Annotated in this window: 17 protein-coding genes and 1 tRNA gene; all 18 read right to left on the bottom strand. The window is 65.5% G+C overall.

Annotated features, from left to right (window positions below):
- Positions 1-118: 118 nt before the first annotated feature.
- Positions 119-192 (bottom strand) — tRNA-Pro (locus tag ABIB56_RS10130).
- Between the two features lie 69 nt (positions 193-261).
- The gene (locus ABIB56_RS10125) at positions 262-807 is read right to left on the bottom strand and encodes an MOSC domain-containing protein (protein WP_354569082.1); all 546 of its coding nucleotides are present in this window, start codon (positions 805-807) and stop codon (positions 262-264) included.
- Positions 808-891: 84 nt separating this feature from the next.
- Positions 892-2,412 carry a ribosome biogenesis GTPase Der gene (der, locus tag ABIB56_RS10120; RefSeq protein ID WP_354569081.1) on the bottom strand — a complete coding sequence of 507 codons (1,521 nt, stop codon included), beginning with the start codon at positions 2,410-2,412 and terminating at the stop codon, positions 892-894.
- Positions 2,413-2,453: 41 nt separating this feature from the next.
- Positions 2,454-3,122, bottom strand: a complete 669-nt coding sequence (gene cmk / locus ABIB56_RS10115; RefSeq protein WP_354569080.1) for a (d)CMP kinase — start codon at positions 3,120-3,122, stop codon at positions 2,454-2,456.
- Positions 3,119-4,210, bottom strand: coding sequence for a prephenate dehydrogenase (locus tag ABIB56_RS10110; protein ID WP_354569079.1), 1,092 nt, complete (start codon positions 4,208-4,210; stop codon positions 3,119-3,121). Before ABIB56_RS10110 ends, cmk begins: the two co-directional genes overlap by 4 nt.
- A 68-nt stretch (positions 4,211-4,278) precedes the next feature.
- Positions 4,279-5,064: a pseudouridine synthase gene (locus tag ABIB56_RS10105; RefSeq protein WP_354569078.1), complete on the bottom strand. Its 786-nt coding sequence runs from the start codon at positions 5,062-5,064 to the stop codon at positions 4,279-4,281.
- The gene (gene scpB, locus ABIB56_RS10100; protein WP_354569077.1) at positions 5,054-5,650 is read right to left on the bottom strand and encodes an SMC-Scp complex subunit ScpB; all 597 of its coding nucleotides are present in this window, start codon (positions 5,648-5,650) and stop codon (positions 5,054-5,056) included. The genes ABIB56_RS10105 and scpB overlap by 11 nt, the downstream gene beginning before the upstream one ends.
- On the bottom strand, positions 5,643-6,479 hold the full coding sequence (locus ABIB56_RS10095; protein ID WP_354569076.1) for a segregation and condensation protein A: 837 nt from the start codon (positions 6,477-6,479) through the stop codon (positions 5,643-5,645). The genes scpB and ABIB56_RS10095 overlap by 8 nt, the downstream gene beginning before the upstream one ends.
- Positions 6,463-7,353 carry a ParA family protein gene (locus tag ABIB56_RS10090; RefSeq protein WP_354569075.1) on the bottom strand — a complete coding sequence of 297 codons (891 nt, stop codon included), beginning with the start codon at positions 7,351-7,353 and terminating at the stop codon, positions 6,463-6,465. Before ABIB56_RS10090 ends, ABIB56_RS10095 begins: the two co-directional genes overlap by 17 nt.
- A 119-nt stretch (positions 7,354-7,472) precedes the next feature.
- On the bottom strand, positions 7,473-8,411 hold the full coding sequence (locus ABIB56_RS10085) for a site-specific tyrosine recombinase XerD (RefSeq protein ID WP_354569074.1): 939 nt from the start codon (positions 8,409-8,411) through the stop codon (positions 7,473-7,475).
- Positions 8,404-9,036, bottom strand: coding sequence for an NUDIX domain-containing protein (locus tag ABIB56_RS10080; protein WP_354569073.1), 633 nt, complete (start codon positions 9,034-9,036; stop codon positions 8,404-8,406). Before ABIB56_RS10080 ends, ABIB56_RS10085 begins: the two co-directional genes overlap by 8 nt.
- Positions 9,026-10,714: a CTP synthase gene (pyrG, locus tag ABIB56_RS10075; protein WP_354569072.1), complete on the bottom strand. Its 1,689-nt coding sequence runs from the start codon at positions 10,712-10,714 to the stop codon at positions 9,026-9,028. Before pyrG ends, ABIB56_RS10080 begins: the two co-directional genes overlap by 11 nt.
- Positions 10,715-10,780: 66 nt before the next feature.
- The gene (recN, locus tag ABIB56_RS10070; RefSeq protein ID WP_354569071.1) at positions 10,781-12,478 is read right to left on the bottom strand and encodes a DNA repair protein RecN; all 1,698 of its coding nucleotides are present in this window, start codon (positions 12,476-12,478) and stop codon (positions 10,781-10,783) included.
- The gene (locus ABIB56_RS10065) at positions 12,475-13,419 is read right to left on the bottom strand and encodes an NAD kinase (protein WP_354569070.1); all 945 of its coding nucleotides are present in this window, start codon (positions 13,417-13,419) and stop codon (positions 12,475-12,477) included. Before ABIB56_RS10065 ends, recN begins: the two co-directional genes overlap by 4 nt.
- 34 nt (positions 13,420-13,453) lie before the next feature.
- Positions 13,454-14,257 (bottom strand): TlyA family RNA methyltransferase, encoded by an 804-nt coding sequence (locus tag ABIB56_RS10060; RefSeq protein WP_354569069.1) that lies wholly within the window; start codon positions 14,255-14,257, stop codon positions 13,454-13,456.
- On the bottom strand, positions 14,250-14,426 hold the full coding sequence (locus tag ABIB56_RS10055) for a hypothetical protein (RefSeq protein ID WP_354569068.1): 177 nt from the start codon (positions 14,424-14,426) through the stop codon (positions 14,250-14,252). Before ABIB56_RS10055 ends, ABIB56_RS10060 begins: the two co-directional genes overlap by 8 nt.
- Before the next feature lie 16 nt (positions 14,427-14,442).
- Positions 14,443-15,483: an HAD-IIA family hydrolase gene (locus tag ABIB56_RS10050; RefSeq protein WP_354569067.1), complete on the bottom strand. Its 1,041-nt coding sequence runs from the start codon at positions 15,481-15,483 to the stop codon at positions 14,443-14,445.
- Complete coding sequence (locus ABIB56_RS10045) at positions 15,437-16,411, bottom strand: tetratricopeptide repeat protein (RefSeq protein ID WP_354569066.1); 975 nt, start codon at positions 16,409-16,411, stop codon at positions 15,437-15,439. Before ABIB56_RS10045 ends, ABIB56_RS10050 begins: the two co-directional genes overlap by 47 nt.
- Positions 16,412-16,480: the final 69 nt, after the last annotated feature.

Genomic DNA, 16,480 nt, shown 5'->3' with positions numbered 1-16,480 from the left:
CAACCAAGCCCAGATTTGACAACCCCGGTGCACGAAATTGGTCCTCTTTTGGTCCCCCTATGCGCCACAATAACGACAAAGTCCTGATGAGATACACCATCTCATCAGGACTTTTTTGTCGGGCTGACAGGATTTGAACCTGCGACCCCTTGACCCCCAGTCAAGTGCGCTACCAAGCTGCGCCACAGCCCGTGGCTTGTGCCCTGAACCGCGGGCACGAAGAGAAAGCTTACCGTTTCATGGGGCTGCTCGCGCGCACCGTCAGGCTCGGAACATCTCGAGAACTGTCACGGCCTCCGATGGTACAGAAAGCACCTCGATCGAGTCCCCCGCAGTGATCGACCCGGTCCGTACCACGCGCAGGTAGGTGCCGAGGCGGCCCTCCGTACCGAACCTTGTGACCCAGCCGCGTTCATCCGCGCCTCCGACCCAGCGGGCAAAGGTGGCGCAGGGTGAGCGCGGCATGGTCACCTCCACCTCGACGGTGTCGCCGATCCGCCAGCGTTCGCCCACCCGTGCAGCATTGACGTCGATGTCGGAGACGCGCAGGTTCTCGCCGAACCAGCCGGGTGCAAGCGGCCGGCCGAGTTCGAGTTCCCAGAAATCCGCATCCTCCTGGGCGTAGGCGTAGAGCGCTTTATCGAGACCGCCGTGGTTCTTGCGATCAGCCTGTACGTCGGCGTGGAGGCCGTAGCGGTTCACCTTCACTGCCCCTGCTACGGAACGCTTGTCGATCGCGGTGACACCGACTGTGCCATCGTCAGTTCTCAGGGCGCTGACGACGCAGGGAGTAATGAGTACAGGCATGGATCAAGTCTAGGTCGAGGGGATCTCGACAGGCTCAATCGACGAGGCTGCTCGATCGACGAGGCTGCTCGATCGACGGCGGGGCTAGGTGCGCTTGCGGCGCTCACGCACGCGCATGTTCACGTTGATCGGGCTTCCTTCGAAGCCGAAGATCTCGCGCAGGCGCCTGGTGATGAACCTGCGGTAACCGGGGTCGAGGAATCCGGTGGTGAACAGCACGAAGGTCGGCGGGCGGGTCGCAGCCTGCGTGCCGAACAGGATGCGCGGCTGCTTGCCACCGCGAACGGGGTGCGGATGCTCCGCCGCAAGCTCGGCGACCAGCGCGTTGAACTTGCCGGTCGGGATGCGCGTGTCCCAGGACTCGAGGGCGGTCTCGAGGGCGGGAACCAGCTTCTCGAGGTGACGACCGGTGCGCGCGGAGATGTTCACCCGCGGAGCCCAGGCCACGTGGGCGAGATCCTGTTCGATCTCGCGCTCGAGGTAGCGACGACGGTCGTCGTCCATGAGGTCCCACTTGTTGAAGGCCAGCACGAGGGCGCGGCCCGACTCGAGCACGAGGTCGATGATGCGAACGTCCTGCTCGCTGATCACGTCGCTCACGTCGAGAACCACGACGGCGACCTCGGCCTTCTCGAGTGCGGCGCTGGTGCGCAGCGAGGCGTAGAAGTCAGCTCCCTGGGCGAGGTTGATCCGACGACGGATGCCGGCGGTGTCGACGAAGCGCCACACCTTTCCGCCCAGTTCGACCTGCTCGTCGACAGGGTCGCGAGTGGTGCCGGCGAGGTCGTTGACGACCACGCGCTCCTCGCCGATCGCCTTGTTGAGAAGGCTCGACTTGCCGACGTTCGGGCGGCCGAGGATCGCGACGCGACGTGGACCTCCGACCTCCTCTTTGGCGACAGCGGAGACCTCGGGCAGCACGGTGAGAACGTGGTCGAGCAGGTCGGCCACTCCCCTGCCGTGCAGGGCCGAGACCGGCCACGGCTGGCCGAGTCCGAGGCTCCAGAGCGTTGCGGCTTCCGGCTCCTGGCGAGCGTCGTCGACCTTGTTGGCGACGAGGATCACCGGCTTCTTCGTTGCGCGCAGCATCCGTACGACATGCTCATCCGTGGACGTCGCACCCACGTTCGCGTCGACAATGAACAGCACCGCATCCGCGAGGTCGACGGCGATCTCGGCCTGGGCTGCGACAGAGGCGTTGATCCCCTTGGCGTCCGGCTCCCATCCGCCGGTGTCCATCAGGGTGAAGCGGCGCGTTCCGTGCTCGGCCTTGTAGGCCACCCGGTCGCGAGTGACGCCGGGGGTGTCCTGCACGACGGCTTCGCGGCGACCGAGGATGCGGTTGACCAGCGCCGATTTTCCTACGTTGGGTCGTCCGACGATCGCGAGCACCGGAAGCGCGGGCAGGTAGATGACAGCGTCAGGATCGTCAACCGCGCTGTCGAGGATGTCGAGGTCGTCTTCGTCCAGCTCGTAGTCCAGGAGGCCCGCACGCAGCGCGTTCGAGCGCTGCAGGGCATCCGCCTCGTCGAGGGCGGCAAGCTTCTCACCCAGCTGCGGATCCAACTCGGGATAGTCGTCCCGTTCGAGGTCCTGGTCTGCCATGCGTTGTCCTTTAAGTGGTTTCGATGCACGCGCTTCGCACGTTACTCAACCCGCGCCTGATTAACCAGGGCAACGACCGCTGACACGGTCTGGTTGAAGTCGAGATGGGTTGAATCGACGGTGGTCACACCATCGGCGGCGTTCATGAAGTCGACAACCCGGGAATCCTGGGCGTCGCGCGAACTGAGTTGCTCGGCAACCTTCCCGGCAGACTGCCCGGGGATTTCAGCTGAACGCCTGGCCATTCTAGCTTCTTCGGATGCGGTGAGCAGAATTCGCACATCGGCGTCGGGTGAGACCACCGTCGTGATGTCCCGGCCCTCGGTGATGATCCCCGGTCGTTCGCTCGATTCGATGACCCGGCGGAAAAGGTCGACGAGGTAGGAACGCACAGCAGGCACGCGCGCGATGTGGGAGACCACGGCGGAGATGCGCGGATCACGGATAGCCTCCGTGACATCCGTTGGGCCGACGCGCACGTAGTAATCGTCGGGGTCGGTGCCGATCGAATAGTCGAAATCGCCGAGCGACGCGATCACCGCCTCCGCATCCTGGGTGTCGACGCCGCGCTCGAGAGCGTTCCAGGAGAGGGCGCGATAGGCGGCTCCGCTGTCCTGGTAGTCGAAACCGAGAGCACGAGCGGATGCCCGGCTCACGCTCGATTTGCCGCTCCCCGCCGGACCATCGATCGCCACCAAAGTCCTGGTCATTTCCACGCTCCCGCAATCTTCCATCCGCCGGCTTCGAGTTCTTCGACCAGTCGCTGCTCCACCTCGGGCAGCACGGATATCTCGGCGAGTCCGATCTCGGCACCCGGCGAGTGCTCGAGCCGGAGGTCTTCCATATTCACGCCCGCTTCGCCGATCTCGGTGAGCAGCCTGGCCAGCTCCCCCGGCCTGTCATCGACCATGATCACGATCTGGCTGAAGCGGCGATCCTGGCCGTGTTTGCCAGGGATGCGGGCGACGCCGGCGTTGCCCGCGGCCAGCACCTCGGCGAGAGCGCGACGTGCCCCGGGAACTGCTGGTGCGTCCAGCGCTCCGAGCAGGCCATCGAGATCCTCCCGAAAGCGGCGGAGGATCTCGACGATATCTGTCGAGTTCGCGCCGAGAATCTGTACCCACAGCTCCGGATCGCTGGAGGCGATGCGCGTCGTGTCCCTGAGGCCCTGCCCAGAGAGGGACAGCGCGGCCTCCGTGGATCCGAGCAGCTGCTTTGCGAGCAGTGTCGCGATCACCTGGGGAACGTGCGAGACGAGAGCAACACTGCTGTCGTGCTGCTCCGCGGTCATCGTCACCGGGGCAGCCCCGAGGTCGAGCACCAGGTCTTCGATGATGCCGACCTGGGCCGCTGGCATGTCATCGTGCGGGGCGATGACCCATGGACGACCGAGGAAGAGGTCGGCGCGGGCGGAGATGGCTCCCCCGCGTTCCCGTCCGGCAAGGGGGTGCGATCCGATGTACCTGGCCACGTCGGCCCCTGCCGCACGAAGCCCTGCCAGTGGAGCCACCTTCACGCTCGCGACATCCGTCACCAGGGCGTCAGGGTAGGCGGCGAGTTCGGCCGCGACGACGGATGCCGTGACATCCGGCGGCACCGCAACGACGATGAGCGTCGGGTTGTCGGTGTCGCGTGCGGCGCGGCCCGCCCCGTAATCGATCGCGAGGCTCAGGTTGGCGGGCGACGCGTCATGCACCACCACATCGACACCCAGTGTCTTCAGCCCGAGGCCGACACTCGCGCCGAGAAGGCCCGCGCCCACGACGCGCACCTGTCCGATGATCCGACTACCGTTCATGTCCGCCTACTGTGGGAGGTTGAGGCGAAGCGCGATGGAGCCGCCGAGGTATGTGTGCCGGCACGCTGCTATCCTTCCTCGGTCTGGCCGGCCACCGTGCGGTTCGCCTCGCGCGAGATGGTCAGCAATGCCCCGAGTTCCACCTTAGTGAGGTCGCGGATCTCGCCGTGGGCCAGAGTGCCGAGGTGAAGCGGACCGAACTGCCTGCGCACGAGATCAATCACCGGATGACCGACCTCCTCGAGCATCCTGCGGACGATCCGGTTGCGCCCCGAGTGCAGGGTGATCTCCACCATGGTCTCCGATGCGCCTGCCTGGCCGACGATGCGTGCCTTGTCTGCGGTGATCGGGCCATCCTCGAGTTCGACGCCGGCGGTCAGCTTTGCCACGGTCTGGGCAGAGACGCGGCCCTCGACCTTGGCGATGTAGGTCTTCATCACGCCGAAGGATGGATGCGCGAGCACGTGGGCGAGTTCGCCGTCGTTGGTGAGGATCAGGAGTCCGGAGGTCTGCGCATCCAAGCGTCCGACGTTGAAGAGCCGCTCGTCGTAGCGGGAGACGAAGCGCTGCAGGTCGGGGCGGCCACGGTCATCCTGCAGCGAGCTCACGATGCCAACAGGTTTGTTGAGCATGAGATAGCGGCGCGAGGTGTCGAGCTGGATGGCGACACCGTCCACGGCGACGAGATCCGTCTCGAGAACACGCCGTCCCAGTTCGGTCACGACCTCGCCGTTCACTTCGACCCGGCCGGCCTCGATCAGGTTCTCCGAGACGCGGCGGGATGCGACGCCTGCCGCCGCCATGAGCTTCTGCAGGCGCACGCCGTCCTCGGCGGGGTCGCGGTCAACGGACATCGTCGAAACCCTCCGAGCCGTCGGCGAGTAGCGGCGAGATCTGCGGCAGTTCGTCGAGGGAATTGACGCCGAGCTGCGCGAGCAGGGTGTCGGTGGTGGCGTAGTGGATGGCGCCGGTCTCGCTGTCGGTGAACGCTTCGGTAATGAGTCCCCGCCCGAGCAGTGTGCGCACGACGGAGTCGACGTTGACCGCACGGATCGAGGCGATCGCACCGCGGCTGATCGGCTGCTTGTAGGTGATCACGGCGAGGGTCTCGAGTGCCGCCTGCGACAGCCGACTGGGGTTCTGGGTGAGCACGAAGTCACGCACGGCGTCGTCGTACTCCGCACGCACGTACATCCGCCATCCGCCGCCGACCTCGCGCAGTTCGAAGCCACGACGCACCCCACCGTTCTCGCCGTCGAAGTCGGCGACTAGGCGCTCGATCGACTGCCGCACGGCTGGCACTGGGCTGCCGAGCGAGGTGGCGAGGGAGACGAGGCTCTGCGGCTCATCCGCGACCATGAGAATCGCTTCGATCGCCCGCTCGAGGTCCACGATCGGTCGTGCGGTCTCCTCGATCAGCATCGTTTCGGTGTCAACCATCGTAATCAGCTCCCAAACTGGCCAGGCTCTCCTCTGACCACTGTTCGGCGGTCCAGCGGATCGTGAGTTCGCCCAGCGGTTCCAACTGGTCGAAAGAGATGGATGCGGCGCGATACAGCTCGAGCACCGCGAGAAAGCGTGCGATGACGACGCCCTTCAGTTCCGCCCCGGCGATCAGCTGACGAAAGGTCATCGTCTCCTCGCTGCGCAGCATCGCCACGATGTGGGCCGCCTGTTCCCGGATGCTCACCAGCGGCGCGTGCAGGTGGTCGAGCCCGACAGTGGGAAGCTCGCGCGGCGTGAGAGCGAGAGCGGCGAGCGCGGCGAAGTCCTCCGCGCTCAGCGTCCATACCAGTTCTGGCGTCTGCCGCCGGTACTTCTCCTCCAGGCGCACCGAGCGCACATGACGGGTGGATTCGGCGTCGAGTTGGCCGGAGAACCAGGTCGTCACCTCCTTGAAGGCGCGGTACTGCAGCAGGCGGGCGAACAACAGATCGCGTGCCTCGAGCAGCGCGACGTCCTCGGCATCCACCAGTTCGCCCTGCGGCAGGAGTCCGGCGACCTTGAGGTCGAGCAGTGTCGCCGCGACGACCAGGAACTCGCTGGCCTGATCGAGCTCCTCGACCGAATCGAGCTGGCGAAGGTAGGAGATGAACTCGCCGGTGACGATGCTCAGCGAAATCTCGGTGATGTCGAGCTCATGCTTGGCGATCAGCGACAGCAGCAGGTCGAACGGACCGTTGAAGTTGCTCAGACTGACGGAGAACCCGGATGCTTCGTCCGGCTCGCCGACGGACAGTTGCGTGTTGGCGCTAGGCGATTGCGCCACGGGAGATCAACTCTCTGGCGAGCTGACGGTAGGCCTCCGCCGCCTGGTGATCGGGAGCGAACTGGGTGATCGGCGTACCGGAGACGCTGGCATCCGGAAACTTCACCGTCCGGCCGATGACAGTCTCGAACACCTTGTCGCCGAAGGTCTCGACCACGCGCTCCAGCACCTCGCGGGAGTGCAGCGTGCGGGAGTCGTACATCGTGGCGAGGATGCCGTCCAGGTCGAGGGCCGGGTTCAGCCTGTCCTTGACCTTGTCGATGGTCTCCACCAGCAGCGCCACACCACGAAGGGCGAAGAACTCGCATTCCAGGGGAATCAGCACGCCGTGCGCCGCGGTGAGCGCATTAACGGTCAAGAGCCCGAGAGACGGCTGGCAGTCGATGAGGATCACGTCGTATTCGCCGCTCACCTGGCGCAGCACCCTGGCCAGGATCTGTTCGCGCGCGACCTCGTTGACGAGATGCACCTCGGCCGCTGACAGGTCGATGTTGGCGGGGATGATGTCGAGGTTCGGCGTCGATGTCTCCTGGATCGCCTCGTGGGCGTCCTTTACCGTGCCGAGCATGAGGTCGTAGATGTTCGCGACGTCGTGCATCGCCACGCCAAGCCCAGCGGAAAGAGCCCCCTGGGGGTCGAAGTCGATGGCGAGAACGCGACGGCCGTAGCCGGCGAGAGAGGCTCCGAGGCTGATGGCGGTTGTGGTCTTGCCGACTCCGCCCTTCTGGTTGCAGAGAGCGATGATGCGCGCTGGACCATGGGAGCCGAGCGGCTTAGGCTCGGCGAAAGGCCTGAGTGGGCGACCAGTCGGCCCGTTCGCGGGGACGTCGATACCGGTGAGTTGTTCAGCCGACCTGTTCCGCTTAGCTGTCATCCCGACATTCCTTACCTTTGGTCGCCGGCGCCTGCCGACCGAGACGATTCTACCCAAGCGTCGCTGCGGGATCGCGAGGCTCGCCTGCGTGATTCTCCGCACCCGCGCATCCGGCGCTCTTAACGGGCTCGCGGATGGGCCGTCGTGTACATGTCGCGCAGGGTGTCGGCGGTCACCAGCGTGTAGATCTGGGTCGTCGCGACTGAGGAATGGCCGAGCAACTCCTGCACCACGCGTACGTCCGCTCCCCCGGCGAGCAGGTGGGTGGCGAAGGAGTGGCGGAACGTGTGCGGCGAAATCTCGAAGCCGAGCCGAGCCTTCTCCGCCCGCGCCCGGATGATGAGCCACGCGTTCTGGCGTGACACGCGCTGCCCGCGCAGTCCGAGGAACAGTGCCGGGGTGGACTTGCCGCGAACCGACAGCAGCGGACGCGCCCGCACGAGGTAGGCGTCGATGGCACTCCGCGCGAAACTGCCGAGCGGCACGATCCGCTGTTTGCCGCCCTTGCCGAAGAGTCGCACGACATCCACGCTGCCCCCCTCATCTCCGATGACGTCGTCGACGTTCAAGTCGACAGCCTCGGAGATGCGCGCACCCGTCGCGTAAAGCAACTCGAGCAGCGCTTTGTCCCGCAGCGACTGGATGTCGTCGCCGATCGCCGCATCCAGCACGGCCGCCATCTGCTCGATACTGATCGCCTTGGGCAGCCGACTTGCGAGCTTCGGTGGTTTCACATCCACCGCAACATCCACGACGACGAGCCCCTCCTCGAGCAGAAACCGGTGGAAGCTGCGCACCGACGACAGCATCCGCGCCATCGAGGAGGCGGTGAGCGCCCCTTCCGGCCGCGTGCGCAGCTCCTGAGCGAAGGCCGACACGTCGGCCTGGGTTATCCCCTCAGGAGTCGTCACATCCCGGGCGGCGAGACTGTCGCGGTAGCCCGTGAGATCGCGCCGGTAGGCTGCTACCGTATTGACGGCGAGTCCACGCTCGATCGAGACGTGGCGCAGATATCGGTCGACAGCGCCGTCGAGTGCCGATGCCTGCTCGTTAGTCACGTGACCGCAGCTTCGGATGCCGCGGCCACGGCGAATCCGCGTCGCCGAGGTTCGTCCAATCGCGTGCGCGCGACGCCTGGGCAGCCAGTACAGCAATAGACAGGATCGAGTTGCCGACGGAGCGCGTCAGCACCGCGTCCACCGCCTCGTCGAGATCCGCCCAGCGAGTCTCGATGTCGGCCTCTTCCTCACCGCGGTCGAAAACGCTATCGGTAGCCGTCAAGCCCCGGGCGAGGTAGACGCGGATGACCTCGTTGCTGCCACCGGGAGAGATGGCGAAATCGCAGAGCAGCTTCCAGTCCGCGGCGACCAGGTCGACCTCCTCGGCCAACTCCCGCTGGGCGCCGATCACCGGCGATTCGCCGTCAATGTCGAGCAACCCGGCCGGAATCTCCCAGTCTCGGGCGCCGATCGGATGCCGATACTGCTTGATCAGCAGCACTCGGTCGTGGTCGTCCATGGCGAGGATCGCGACCGCCCCAGTGTGGTCAACGTACTCCCGCGTGATGCTCGAGTCGCCGTACTCGAACGTATCCTGGCGGATGTTCCAGACATGTCCATGGAACCGAACGTCGCTCGACTCGACCTTCACCGGGAAGGCGTCGTCGACCAGCTCATCGGTCATTCGACTCGTCCTTGACCTCGAACAGGCGGCTGGCCTCCTGGCGTTCGAGAGCCGCGCCGACGAGCCCCTTGAACAGCGGATGCGCGCGGTTGGGGCGTGAGCGGAGTTCAGGGTGTGCCTGCGTTCCGACGTAGTAGGGGTGCACCTCGCGCGGCAGCTCGACGAACTCGACCAGGTGACCGTCTGGGGAGACTCCGGAGAAGCGGAGCCCGGCATCCGCGATCTGGCCGCGGTATGCGTTGTTGACCTCGTAGCGGTGACGGTGGCGCTCTGAGACCTGCGCCGCTCCGTAGGCGCCGGCGACGATCGAGCCGTCCGCGAGGTCTGCCGGGTACAGGCCGAGGCGCATCGTGCCTCCGAGGTCTCCGCCTGCGATGATGTCGACCTGCTCCGCCATGGTCGCGATCACCGGGAACTCGGTCTCAGGGTCGAACTCCGACGATGAGGCACCGTCGAGCCCGACGACGTTCCGGGCGTACTCGATCACCATGCACTGCAACCCGAGGCAGAGACCGAGGGCTGGAATGCCGTTCTCCCGCGCGAACTCGAGAGCGCCGAGCTTGCCCTCGATGCCACGAACGCCGAAGCCGCCGGGAACACAGATGCCGTCGACATCCGACAGGTGCTTTGCCGCGCCCTCTGGCGTCTCACACTCGTCCGACGGCACCCAACGGATGTTGACCTTCGCCTGCTGCGCGAAACCGCCGGCACGCAGCGCTTCGGTCACCGACAGGTAGGCGTCCGGAAGATCGATGTACTTGCCAACTAGCCCGATCGTCACGTCGAACTTCGGTTCGTGCACGGCCTTGAGCAGATCGCTCCAGCCCGACCAGTCGACGTCGTTCGTCTCGAGACCGAAGTGCTCGGTGATGTAGGCGTCGAGTCCCTGGTCGTGCAGCATGGTCGGGATGTCGTAGATGCTCGGAACGTCGATCGCATTCACGACGGCTTCTGGGTCCACGTCGCACATCAGGGCGATCTTGCGATTCATCGCCTCGGGAACGGGGCGATCGGAACGCAGCACAATCGCATCCGGCTGGATACCGATGGAGCGAAGCGCAGCAACCGAGTGTTGGGTTGGCTTCGTCTTCTGCTCGCCAGAGGCGTTGAGGTAGGGAACGAGCGACACGTGCACGAAGAAGCAGTTGGACCGACCGATCTCGTGACGCACCTGGCGTGCGGCCTCAAGGAATGGCTGCGACTCGATGTCGCCAACCGTGCCTCCGACCTCGGTGATGATCACGTCGGGCTTATTGTCTTCGGATGCCTGCAGGCGCATACGTCGTTTGATCTCGTCGGTGATGTGCGGAATCACCTGCACCGTGTCGCCGAGGTACTCGCCTCGGCGCTCCTTGGCAATAACCGTCGAATAGATCTGGCCGGTGGTGACGTTGGCAGCCTGGCTGAGGTTGATATCGAGGAATCGCTCGTAGTGGCCGATGTCGAGGTCGGTCTCCGCCCCGTCGTCTGTGACGAAGACCTCGCCATGCTGGAAGGGGTTCATGGTGCCCGGATCCACGTTCAGGTACGGGTCGAGCTTCTGCATGACGACGCGGAGACCGCGAGCGGTGAGAAGGTTACCGAGACTTGCTGCCGTGAGTCCCTTACCGAGACTCGAAACGACACCGCCGGTGACGAAGATGTGCTTAGTTGTATCCGCTTTATGTTTGACCACCACGGGGTTACAGCTTATCAGGGCGAAGAGGCGCTCTGCGTGGCGCGACGTGCCGGATATCGGCCAGTCTCAGCTGTCGAGCGAACGAGCCGTCTCGATCAGTTCTCGTGCGTGTTCGAGCCCACTCTCGGACTCCTGCAGACCGGAGAGCAGGCGAGCCATCTCCACCACCCGCTCGTCGCCCTGCAATTGCTGCACGCTGCTGGCGGTGACCTCGCCGTCACTGTCTTTGACCACGCGCAGGTGGTTGTTCGAGAAGGCTGCGACCTGGGCCAGGTGCGTCACCGCGATCACCTGGGCGGTTTTCGCCAGCTGGGCGAGTCGACGCCCGATCTCGATGGCGGATGCCCCGCCCACTCCCGCATCCACCTCGTCGAAGATGAAAGTGGGCACCGGGTCGCTGCCGGCGATGACGACCTCGATCGCGAGCATGACCCGCGAGAGCTCGCCTCCGGATGCTCCCCTGCCCAACGGCCGCGGCTCCGCCCCCTGGTGTGCGGCGAGCAGGAACGACACGGTGTCTTTGCCGCTCAGGGTGTAATCCTGGCGATCGGCGACCTCCACCACCAGACGCGCGTTCTGCATGGCGAGCGCACCGAGTTCCGCGGTCACGCGCTCGGAAAGTCGCGTCGCGAAATCCCGGCGAACAGAGCTGAGCCGGGCTGCGAGCGCCACGACCCGTGAACGGTCAGCCCCCACCTCGATGCCGAGCGCGTCGATGCGATCGGAATCGTTGTCCAGCTCGAGCAGTCGGGTGCTGCCGATGTCGAGATAGTCGATGGCATCGTCGAGGCCCGGACCGTACTTCCTGGTGAGAGTGGAGAGATCCGCACGGCGCTCCTGCACGATCTCGAGCTCGCGTGCTCCATCGGCATCGATACCGCCGAGATAACTGGACAGCTGGGCGGAGACATCCGACACCGCGAAGCTGGCTCCCGCGATCGCCTCCATGATCGGTATCAGGGTCGGATCGTGATCGGATGCCCGCTCCACCTGGCGCCGTGCGGTCTCGAGCAGTCCCAGCACATCCGGTATCTCGTCGAGGCTCTCGGAGGAGATCAGTTCGTGCGCCTGCGCGGCGGCAAGGCGAAGGTCTTCGAGGTTACTGAGCCGCTCGGCGCGCTCGGCGAGCTCCTCATCCTCACCCCGGATCGGCGCGACGGCCTCGATTTCGGCCATCGCGACGCGCAGCTCGTCGGCCTCCAGTGCGCGGCGGTCGCGCTCCGCGACGAGAACATCGAGCTCGCCATGGTTCGACTGCCAGCGGCGGTAGGTCTCCTCGTACTCGCCGAGAAGATTCGACAGCTCAGAACCCGCGAAACGATCGAGAGCTTCGCGCTGGGCGGTCGCGGAGCGTAGCCGCACCTGGTCGGACTGTCCGTGCACCACGACGAGTTGCTGGCCGATCTCGTTGAGAACGCCGACGGGTGCCGCACGACCACCGACGACGGCCCGGCTCCGGCCGTCTTTCGAGACGGAACGCCCGAGGATCAACTCGTCGCCGTCCATGTCGCCACCGGCGTCGCGAACCCGCTCGGCGACCGAACCGGTGGGGTCGATCTGCCAGCGTCCTTCGATGACCACAGAGTCGCCACCCTGGCGGAGGATCGAACTGTCGGAGCGCTCACCGAGCAGGAGGCCGAGAGCGGTGACCACCATTGTCTTACCCGCACCGGTCTCACCGGTGACGGCCGTGAACCCCGGCCCGAGAGGCAGCGTCGCCTCACCGATCACCCCCAGGTTGCGGATGGAGATTTCTTCGATCACGCCACTGCACCGTCATCGTTGCTGTTCGGACCACGCCAGCCGTTCGTCGGCAGGTTGAACTTGCCGACCAGCCTGTCGGTGAAGGGACCCTGATGCAGGCGAGCCAGCCGCACCGGAACGTTGGAGCGTCGCACGACCACACGTGCACCAAGGGGTAGGTCGTGCGTGCGACGGCCGTCACACCAGAGCACACCGGTGCCCTGGGTACGCTGCAAAACTTCCACCGCAAAGACCGAGTCAGGCCCGACCACGAGAGGTCGCCCGAACAGGGCGTGCGGGCTCAGCGGAACGAGCAACATGGCGTCCACCCCGGGCCAGACCACGGGTCCGCCGGCGGAGAATGCGTAGGCCGTGGAACCGGTCGGCGTCGACATGACCACGCCGTCGCAGCCGAAAGATGACAACGGCCGGCCATCGACCTCGATGACGACTTCGAGCATCCGCTCCCGGCTTGCCTTTTCGACGGTGGCTTCGTTGAGAGCCCAGGTCTCGTAGACGACCTCCGAGGCGACCTTGACGCGCACGGACAGTGTCATCCGCTCCTCAACCTCGTAATCGCGCGCGAGCGCCCTGCTCACGGCCTCGGTGAGGTTGTCCCGCTCGCTTTCGGCGAGAAACCCGACATGTCCGAGGTTCACGCCGAGCAGTGGAGCCGCGCATCCTCGTACCAGCTCGGCCGAACGCAGAATGGTGCCGTCGCCGCCGAGCACGATCACGAGTTCAAGCTCCTTGATGCCGACGGTTTCGCCGAGTACCTCCATCGCGGGTGAGAGGTCTGGCGCCTTATGCGCGACATCGTCGTGTTCGTCCGGCTTCATCACCGGCACCACACCGGCGGCGATGAGCTGGCGATTCACCGAGACCGCGGCGTCGAGCGAATCCTCTCGTCCGGTGTGCGCGACGACGAGCATGTACCGTGCAGCCACTGGTGATCTCCTCATGCGTCGGGCCGAACTTCAACTATCGGATGAAACGTCAGGTCGGGCGGGACAGAGTCGTCACCCGGTCACTCCATTCTGTCGGATTGCCACCTGCGGTTGCGCTCAACCAGACGAGATACTCATGGTTTCCGGCGTTTCCGAGGATGGGTGAGGAGATGAGCCCTGCCGTGCCGAGCCCACGATCCCAGGCCGCCCAGAGCACCCCGCTGATGGCGTCGGCGCGCAGCCCCGGCGCGTGAACGATGCCCTCGCGGATGCCGGTGCGCCCCACTTCGAACTGCGGCTTGATCAGCAGGATGTAGTCGGCCGCGAGTCCCACTGTTCCAACCATGGCAGGCAGCACCGTGGTCAGCGAGATGAAGGACAGGTCGGAGACGACGACCTCCGCGCGCACCGCACGGTGAGCCTCGGCATCCAGACCCTCCACCGTCAACTCGCGAGCATTGAACCCTTCGATGACAGTGACCCGGGAATCATTGCCGATAAAAGGATCGAGCTGCCCATGGCCGACATCGAGGGCGACGACAGAGGCAGCACCCCGCTCGAGCAGCACCTGGGTGAAGCCCCCCGTCGATGCACCGACATCGAAGGCTGCGCGCCCCTCGATCGGCACAGGGAACTCGTCGAGAGCCGCCAGAAGTTTGTGGGCGGCTCGGCTGACATAATGATCGAGCGCGGTGAGCGCGAGTACCTGGTCGTCGGTCACTCTCGTCGACGCTTTGACGGCCATCGCACCATCGATCGTGACCGAGCCGTCAGCGATGTATCGGGCCGCCTGCGTGCGCGAACGCACGATACCGCGCTCAGCGAGTGCCGCATCCAGTCGAAGTTCAGCCATGCTGCTGTGGAGCGTCCCCGCCCTCGAGAATGGTCTGCAGCCGATCGTGGATCTGCCGGTATGCCGGCGCGCGCTGGTCGAGCGGCTGATCCTCGATTACCTGCAGGCGCGACAGCAGGGCATCCGTCTCGCCACCACTGCCGTTCTCCGTCGTGCTCTCATCAGCCATGCGTCAACGCTACCTCTTACGCGTAGAGCTCCGGTGCGACCTCAAGCGCGTAGATCGCCATGCCAGAATTCCAGATCGCGGATGCTGCCGCCCGCAACAGGTTCACAGGGTGCTCCCCCGCACGCTCCACTGTCACGGCATTGCCCGCCACTCGTACCGCCGACGATCCGACCGAGACGATCCGATCGCCGGTGGCGTCGTCATTCGAGACCTTCGTGGCCGGATATGGCTCATGAAGCTGGCGCAGGTCGTCGAGGATGTAGGTCGGCCGCGAGTTCTTGTCGGCCGCGAGCGCCTGCTTCGCCCTGTCGATGCCAGTGAGCACCAGCACAGAATCGATACCGGCACGATTCGCGCCGAGGATGTCGGTGTCCAGCCGATCGCCGAGGAACAGTGCCTTCGACGCACCGAAACGCCGCACCGCCTCCTCAAAGATCGCCGCTTCGGGCTTGCCCGCGACCACGGGCAGTCGCCCGACCGCGGCGTGCACCGCAGACACCAGCGTTCCGTTGCCGGGAGCCACACCGCGAGCCTGTGGAATGGTCCAGTCGGTGTTGGTCGCGACCCACGGGATGTCTTCCTGCAGGGCGAACGATGCTTCAGCGAGCTGGGTCCAACCGACGTCCGGAGCGAAGCCCTGGATCACCGCGGCGGGCTTGTCCTCCGCGGACAGCGTCACCGAGAACCCGGCCTTTTCCACCTCTGAAGTCAGCCCGTCACCGCCAACCACGAGCACCGTCGCGCCAGCGGGCACAAGTCCGGCGAGTAGCCGCACGGCCGCCTGCGGCGAGGTGACGACATCATCCGGTTCAACTCTCAGACCGAGACTCGACAGGTGCTCGGCCACGGATGCCGGGGTACGGGAGGCGTTGTTGGTGATGTACCCGACCCGGCGACCGTCGGCCACCGCATTGATGCTCTCGACCGCATAGGGAATCGCATCGGAGCCCCTGTAGATCACGCCGTCCAGGTCGGCGAGCACCACGTCCACGCCATCGAGTGGCGTCACATCACTCACTCCTCGACTCCCCGCCGTCGGCTGGTTCCTCTTCCACATCGTCGTCCGCATCCTCTTCAACGATTTCGACCAGGTCGTCCTCGCCGGACTCGCCACCTGAGTCGAGCACCTCGCTGGCACGATCGGAGCGCTGCCACCATTCTTCGGCTTCGTCGTCACGGCCGAGATCCTCGAGCACGGAGGCATAGGCATCGAACAGCGCGGGGCTCCAGGAGAAGGCCTTGTCGGGGTTCAGCTGCGGTATCTGCAACTCGGTGAGAGCGGCGTCCGTCTGGCCGAGGTCCAGGCGTGCGCCGGACATCGCGATCGCCAACTGCACCTGCACGTCGACGGACAGGGAAGAGCGCGGCACCGAACGAGCGAGCTCAAGGGCCCTGTCCGGTCGGCCGAGCCCACGCTCGCTGTCCACCATGAGCGGTAGCTGGTCGTCGCGGCCGGAGATGCGTCGATAGGTGCGGAGTTCCCGAAGAGCGAGGCCGAAATCGCCGATCGAATAGGCCGTGATCGCCAGCGTCTCGCGCACGACGGCGATGCGCCCTGCACGACGAGCTGCGGATACCGCGTGCGCATGGGCGAGCTGAGGATTGGTCTCGATCAGCTGGCCCACCATCACGAGATGCTGAGCCACGCCGTCGGCGTTCTCCTTGCTCAGCGTCTTGAGCTGGGCACGCGCCACACGGTCCAGATCCTTCGCTTGGACGGTGTCGGGGATCTCAGGGTCGTCGTGCCGGTTGCGGACGGAACGGATGCCGTAAGGGTCGCGATCCTCACTCGGCTCGTCACGAGGTGATCGGCCTTGATACCCTGGGCGGTCGCCCGCGCGACGTTCGCGTGGATCCTTCGATAGGTCCGCCTCGGGACGGCCACGCTGGGGACGATCGCCGCCGCGAGGAGGCCTGCCGCCTTCTGGCTTGCCGCCGCCCGGCCTCTCTCCAGGCCGCCTACCGCGGTCTCCAAAATCGGACACAGTGTCTCCTCAGTTCTCGAAGAATCTCTATTGAGCTGTCGCCGGCGCAGCTTGAGGCTGCGTCGGAAG

The organism is Glaciihabitans sp. UYNi722 (genome assembly GCF_040549465.1).
In the GTDB taxonomy this organism is placed as follows: Bacteria; Actinomycetota; Actinomycetes; order Actinomycetales; family Microbacteriaceae; genus Lacisediminihabitans.
Note: the sequence above shows the minus strand (reverse complement) of the source record. Positions and strands in the feature narration are given on the sequence as shown.

What these genes read in the sequence shown, in the direction of transcription:
- cmk (WP_354569080.1), bottom strand. Translation starts at nt 3,122, where the DNA reads ATGACCAGGACTTTGGTGGCGATCGATGGTCCGGCGGGGAGCGGCAAA.
- ABIB56_RS10050 (WP_354569067.1), bottom strand. Translation starts at nt 15,483, where the DNA reads ATGTGGAAGAGGAACCAGCCGACGGCGGGGAGTCGAGGAGTGAGTGAT.
- ABIB56_RS10060 (WP_354569069.1), bottom strand. Translation starts at nt 14,257, where the DNA reads ATGGCTGAACTTCGACTGGATGCGGCACTCGCTGAGCGCGGTATCGTG.
- der (WP_354569081.1), bottom strand. Translation starts at nt 2,412, where the DNA reads ATGGCAGACCAGGACCTCGAACGGGACGACTATCCCGAGTTGGATCCG.
- ABIB56_RS10080 (WP_354569073.1), bottom strand. Translation starts at nt 9,036, where the DNA reads ATGACCGATGAGCTGGTCGACGACGCCTTCCCGGTGAAGGTCGAGTCG.
- ABIB56_RS10065 (WP_354569070.1), bottom strand. Translation starts at nt 13,419, where the DNA reads ATGAGGAGATCACCAGTGGCTGCACGGTACATGCTCGTCGTCGCGCAC.
- ABIB56_RS10090 (WP_354569075.1), bottom strand. Translation starts at nt 7,353, where the DNA reads ATGACAGCTAAGCGGAACAGGTCGGCTGAACAACTCACCGGTATCGAC.
- ABIB56_RS10110 (WP_354569079.1), bottom strand. Translation starts at nt 4,210, where the DNA reads ATGAACGGTAGTCGGATCATCGGACAGGTGCGCGTCGTGGGCGCGGGC.
- ABIB56_RS10125 (WP_354569082.1), bottom strand. Translation starts at nt 807, where the DNA reads ATGCCTGTACTCATTACTCCCTGCGTCGTCAGCGCCCTGAGAACTGAC.
- scpB (WP_354569077.1), bottom strand. Translation starts at nt 5,650, where the DNA reads ATGGTTGACACCGAAACGATGCTGATCGAGGAGACCGCACGACCGATC.
- ABIB56_RS10105 (WP_354569078.1), bottom strand. Translation starts at nt 5,064, where the DNA reads ATGTCCGTTGACCGCGACCCCGCCGAGGACGGCGTGCGCCTGCAGAAG.
- ABIB56_RS10055 (WP_354569068.1), bottom strand. Translation starts at nt 14,426, where the DNA reads ATGGCTGATGAGAGCACGACGGAGAACGGCAGTGGTGGCGAGACGGAT.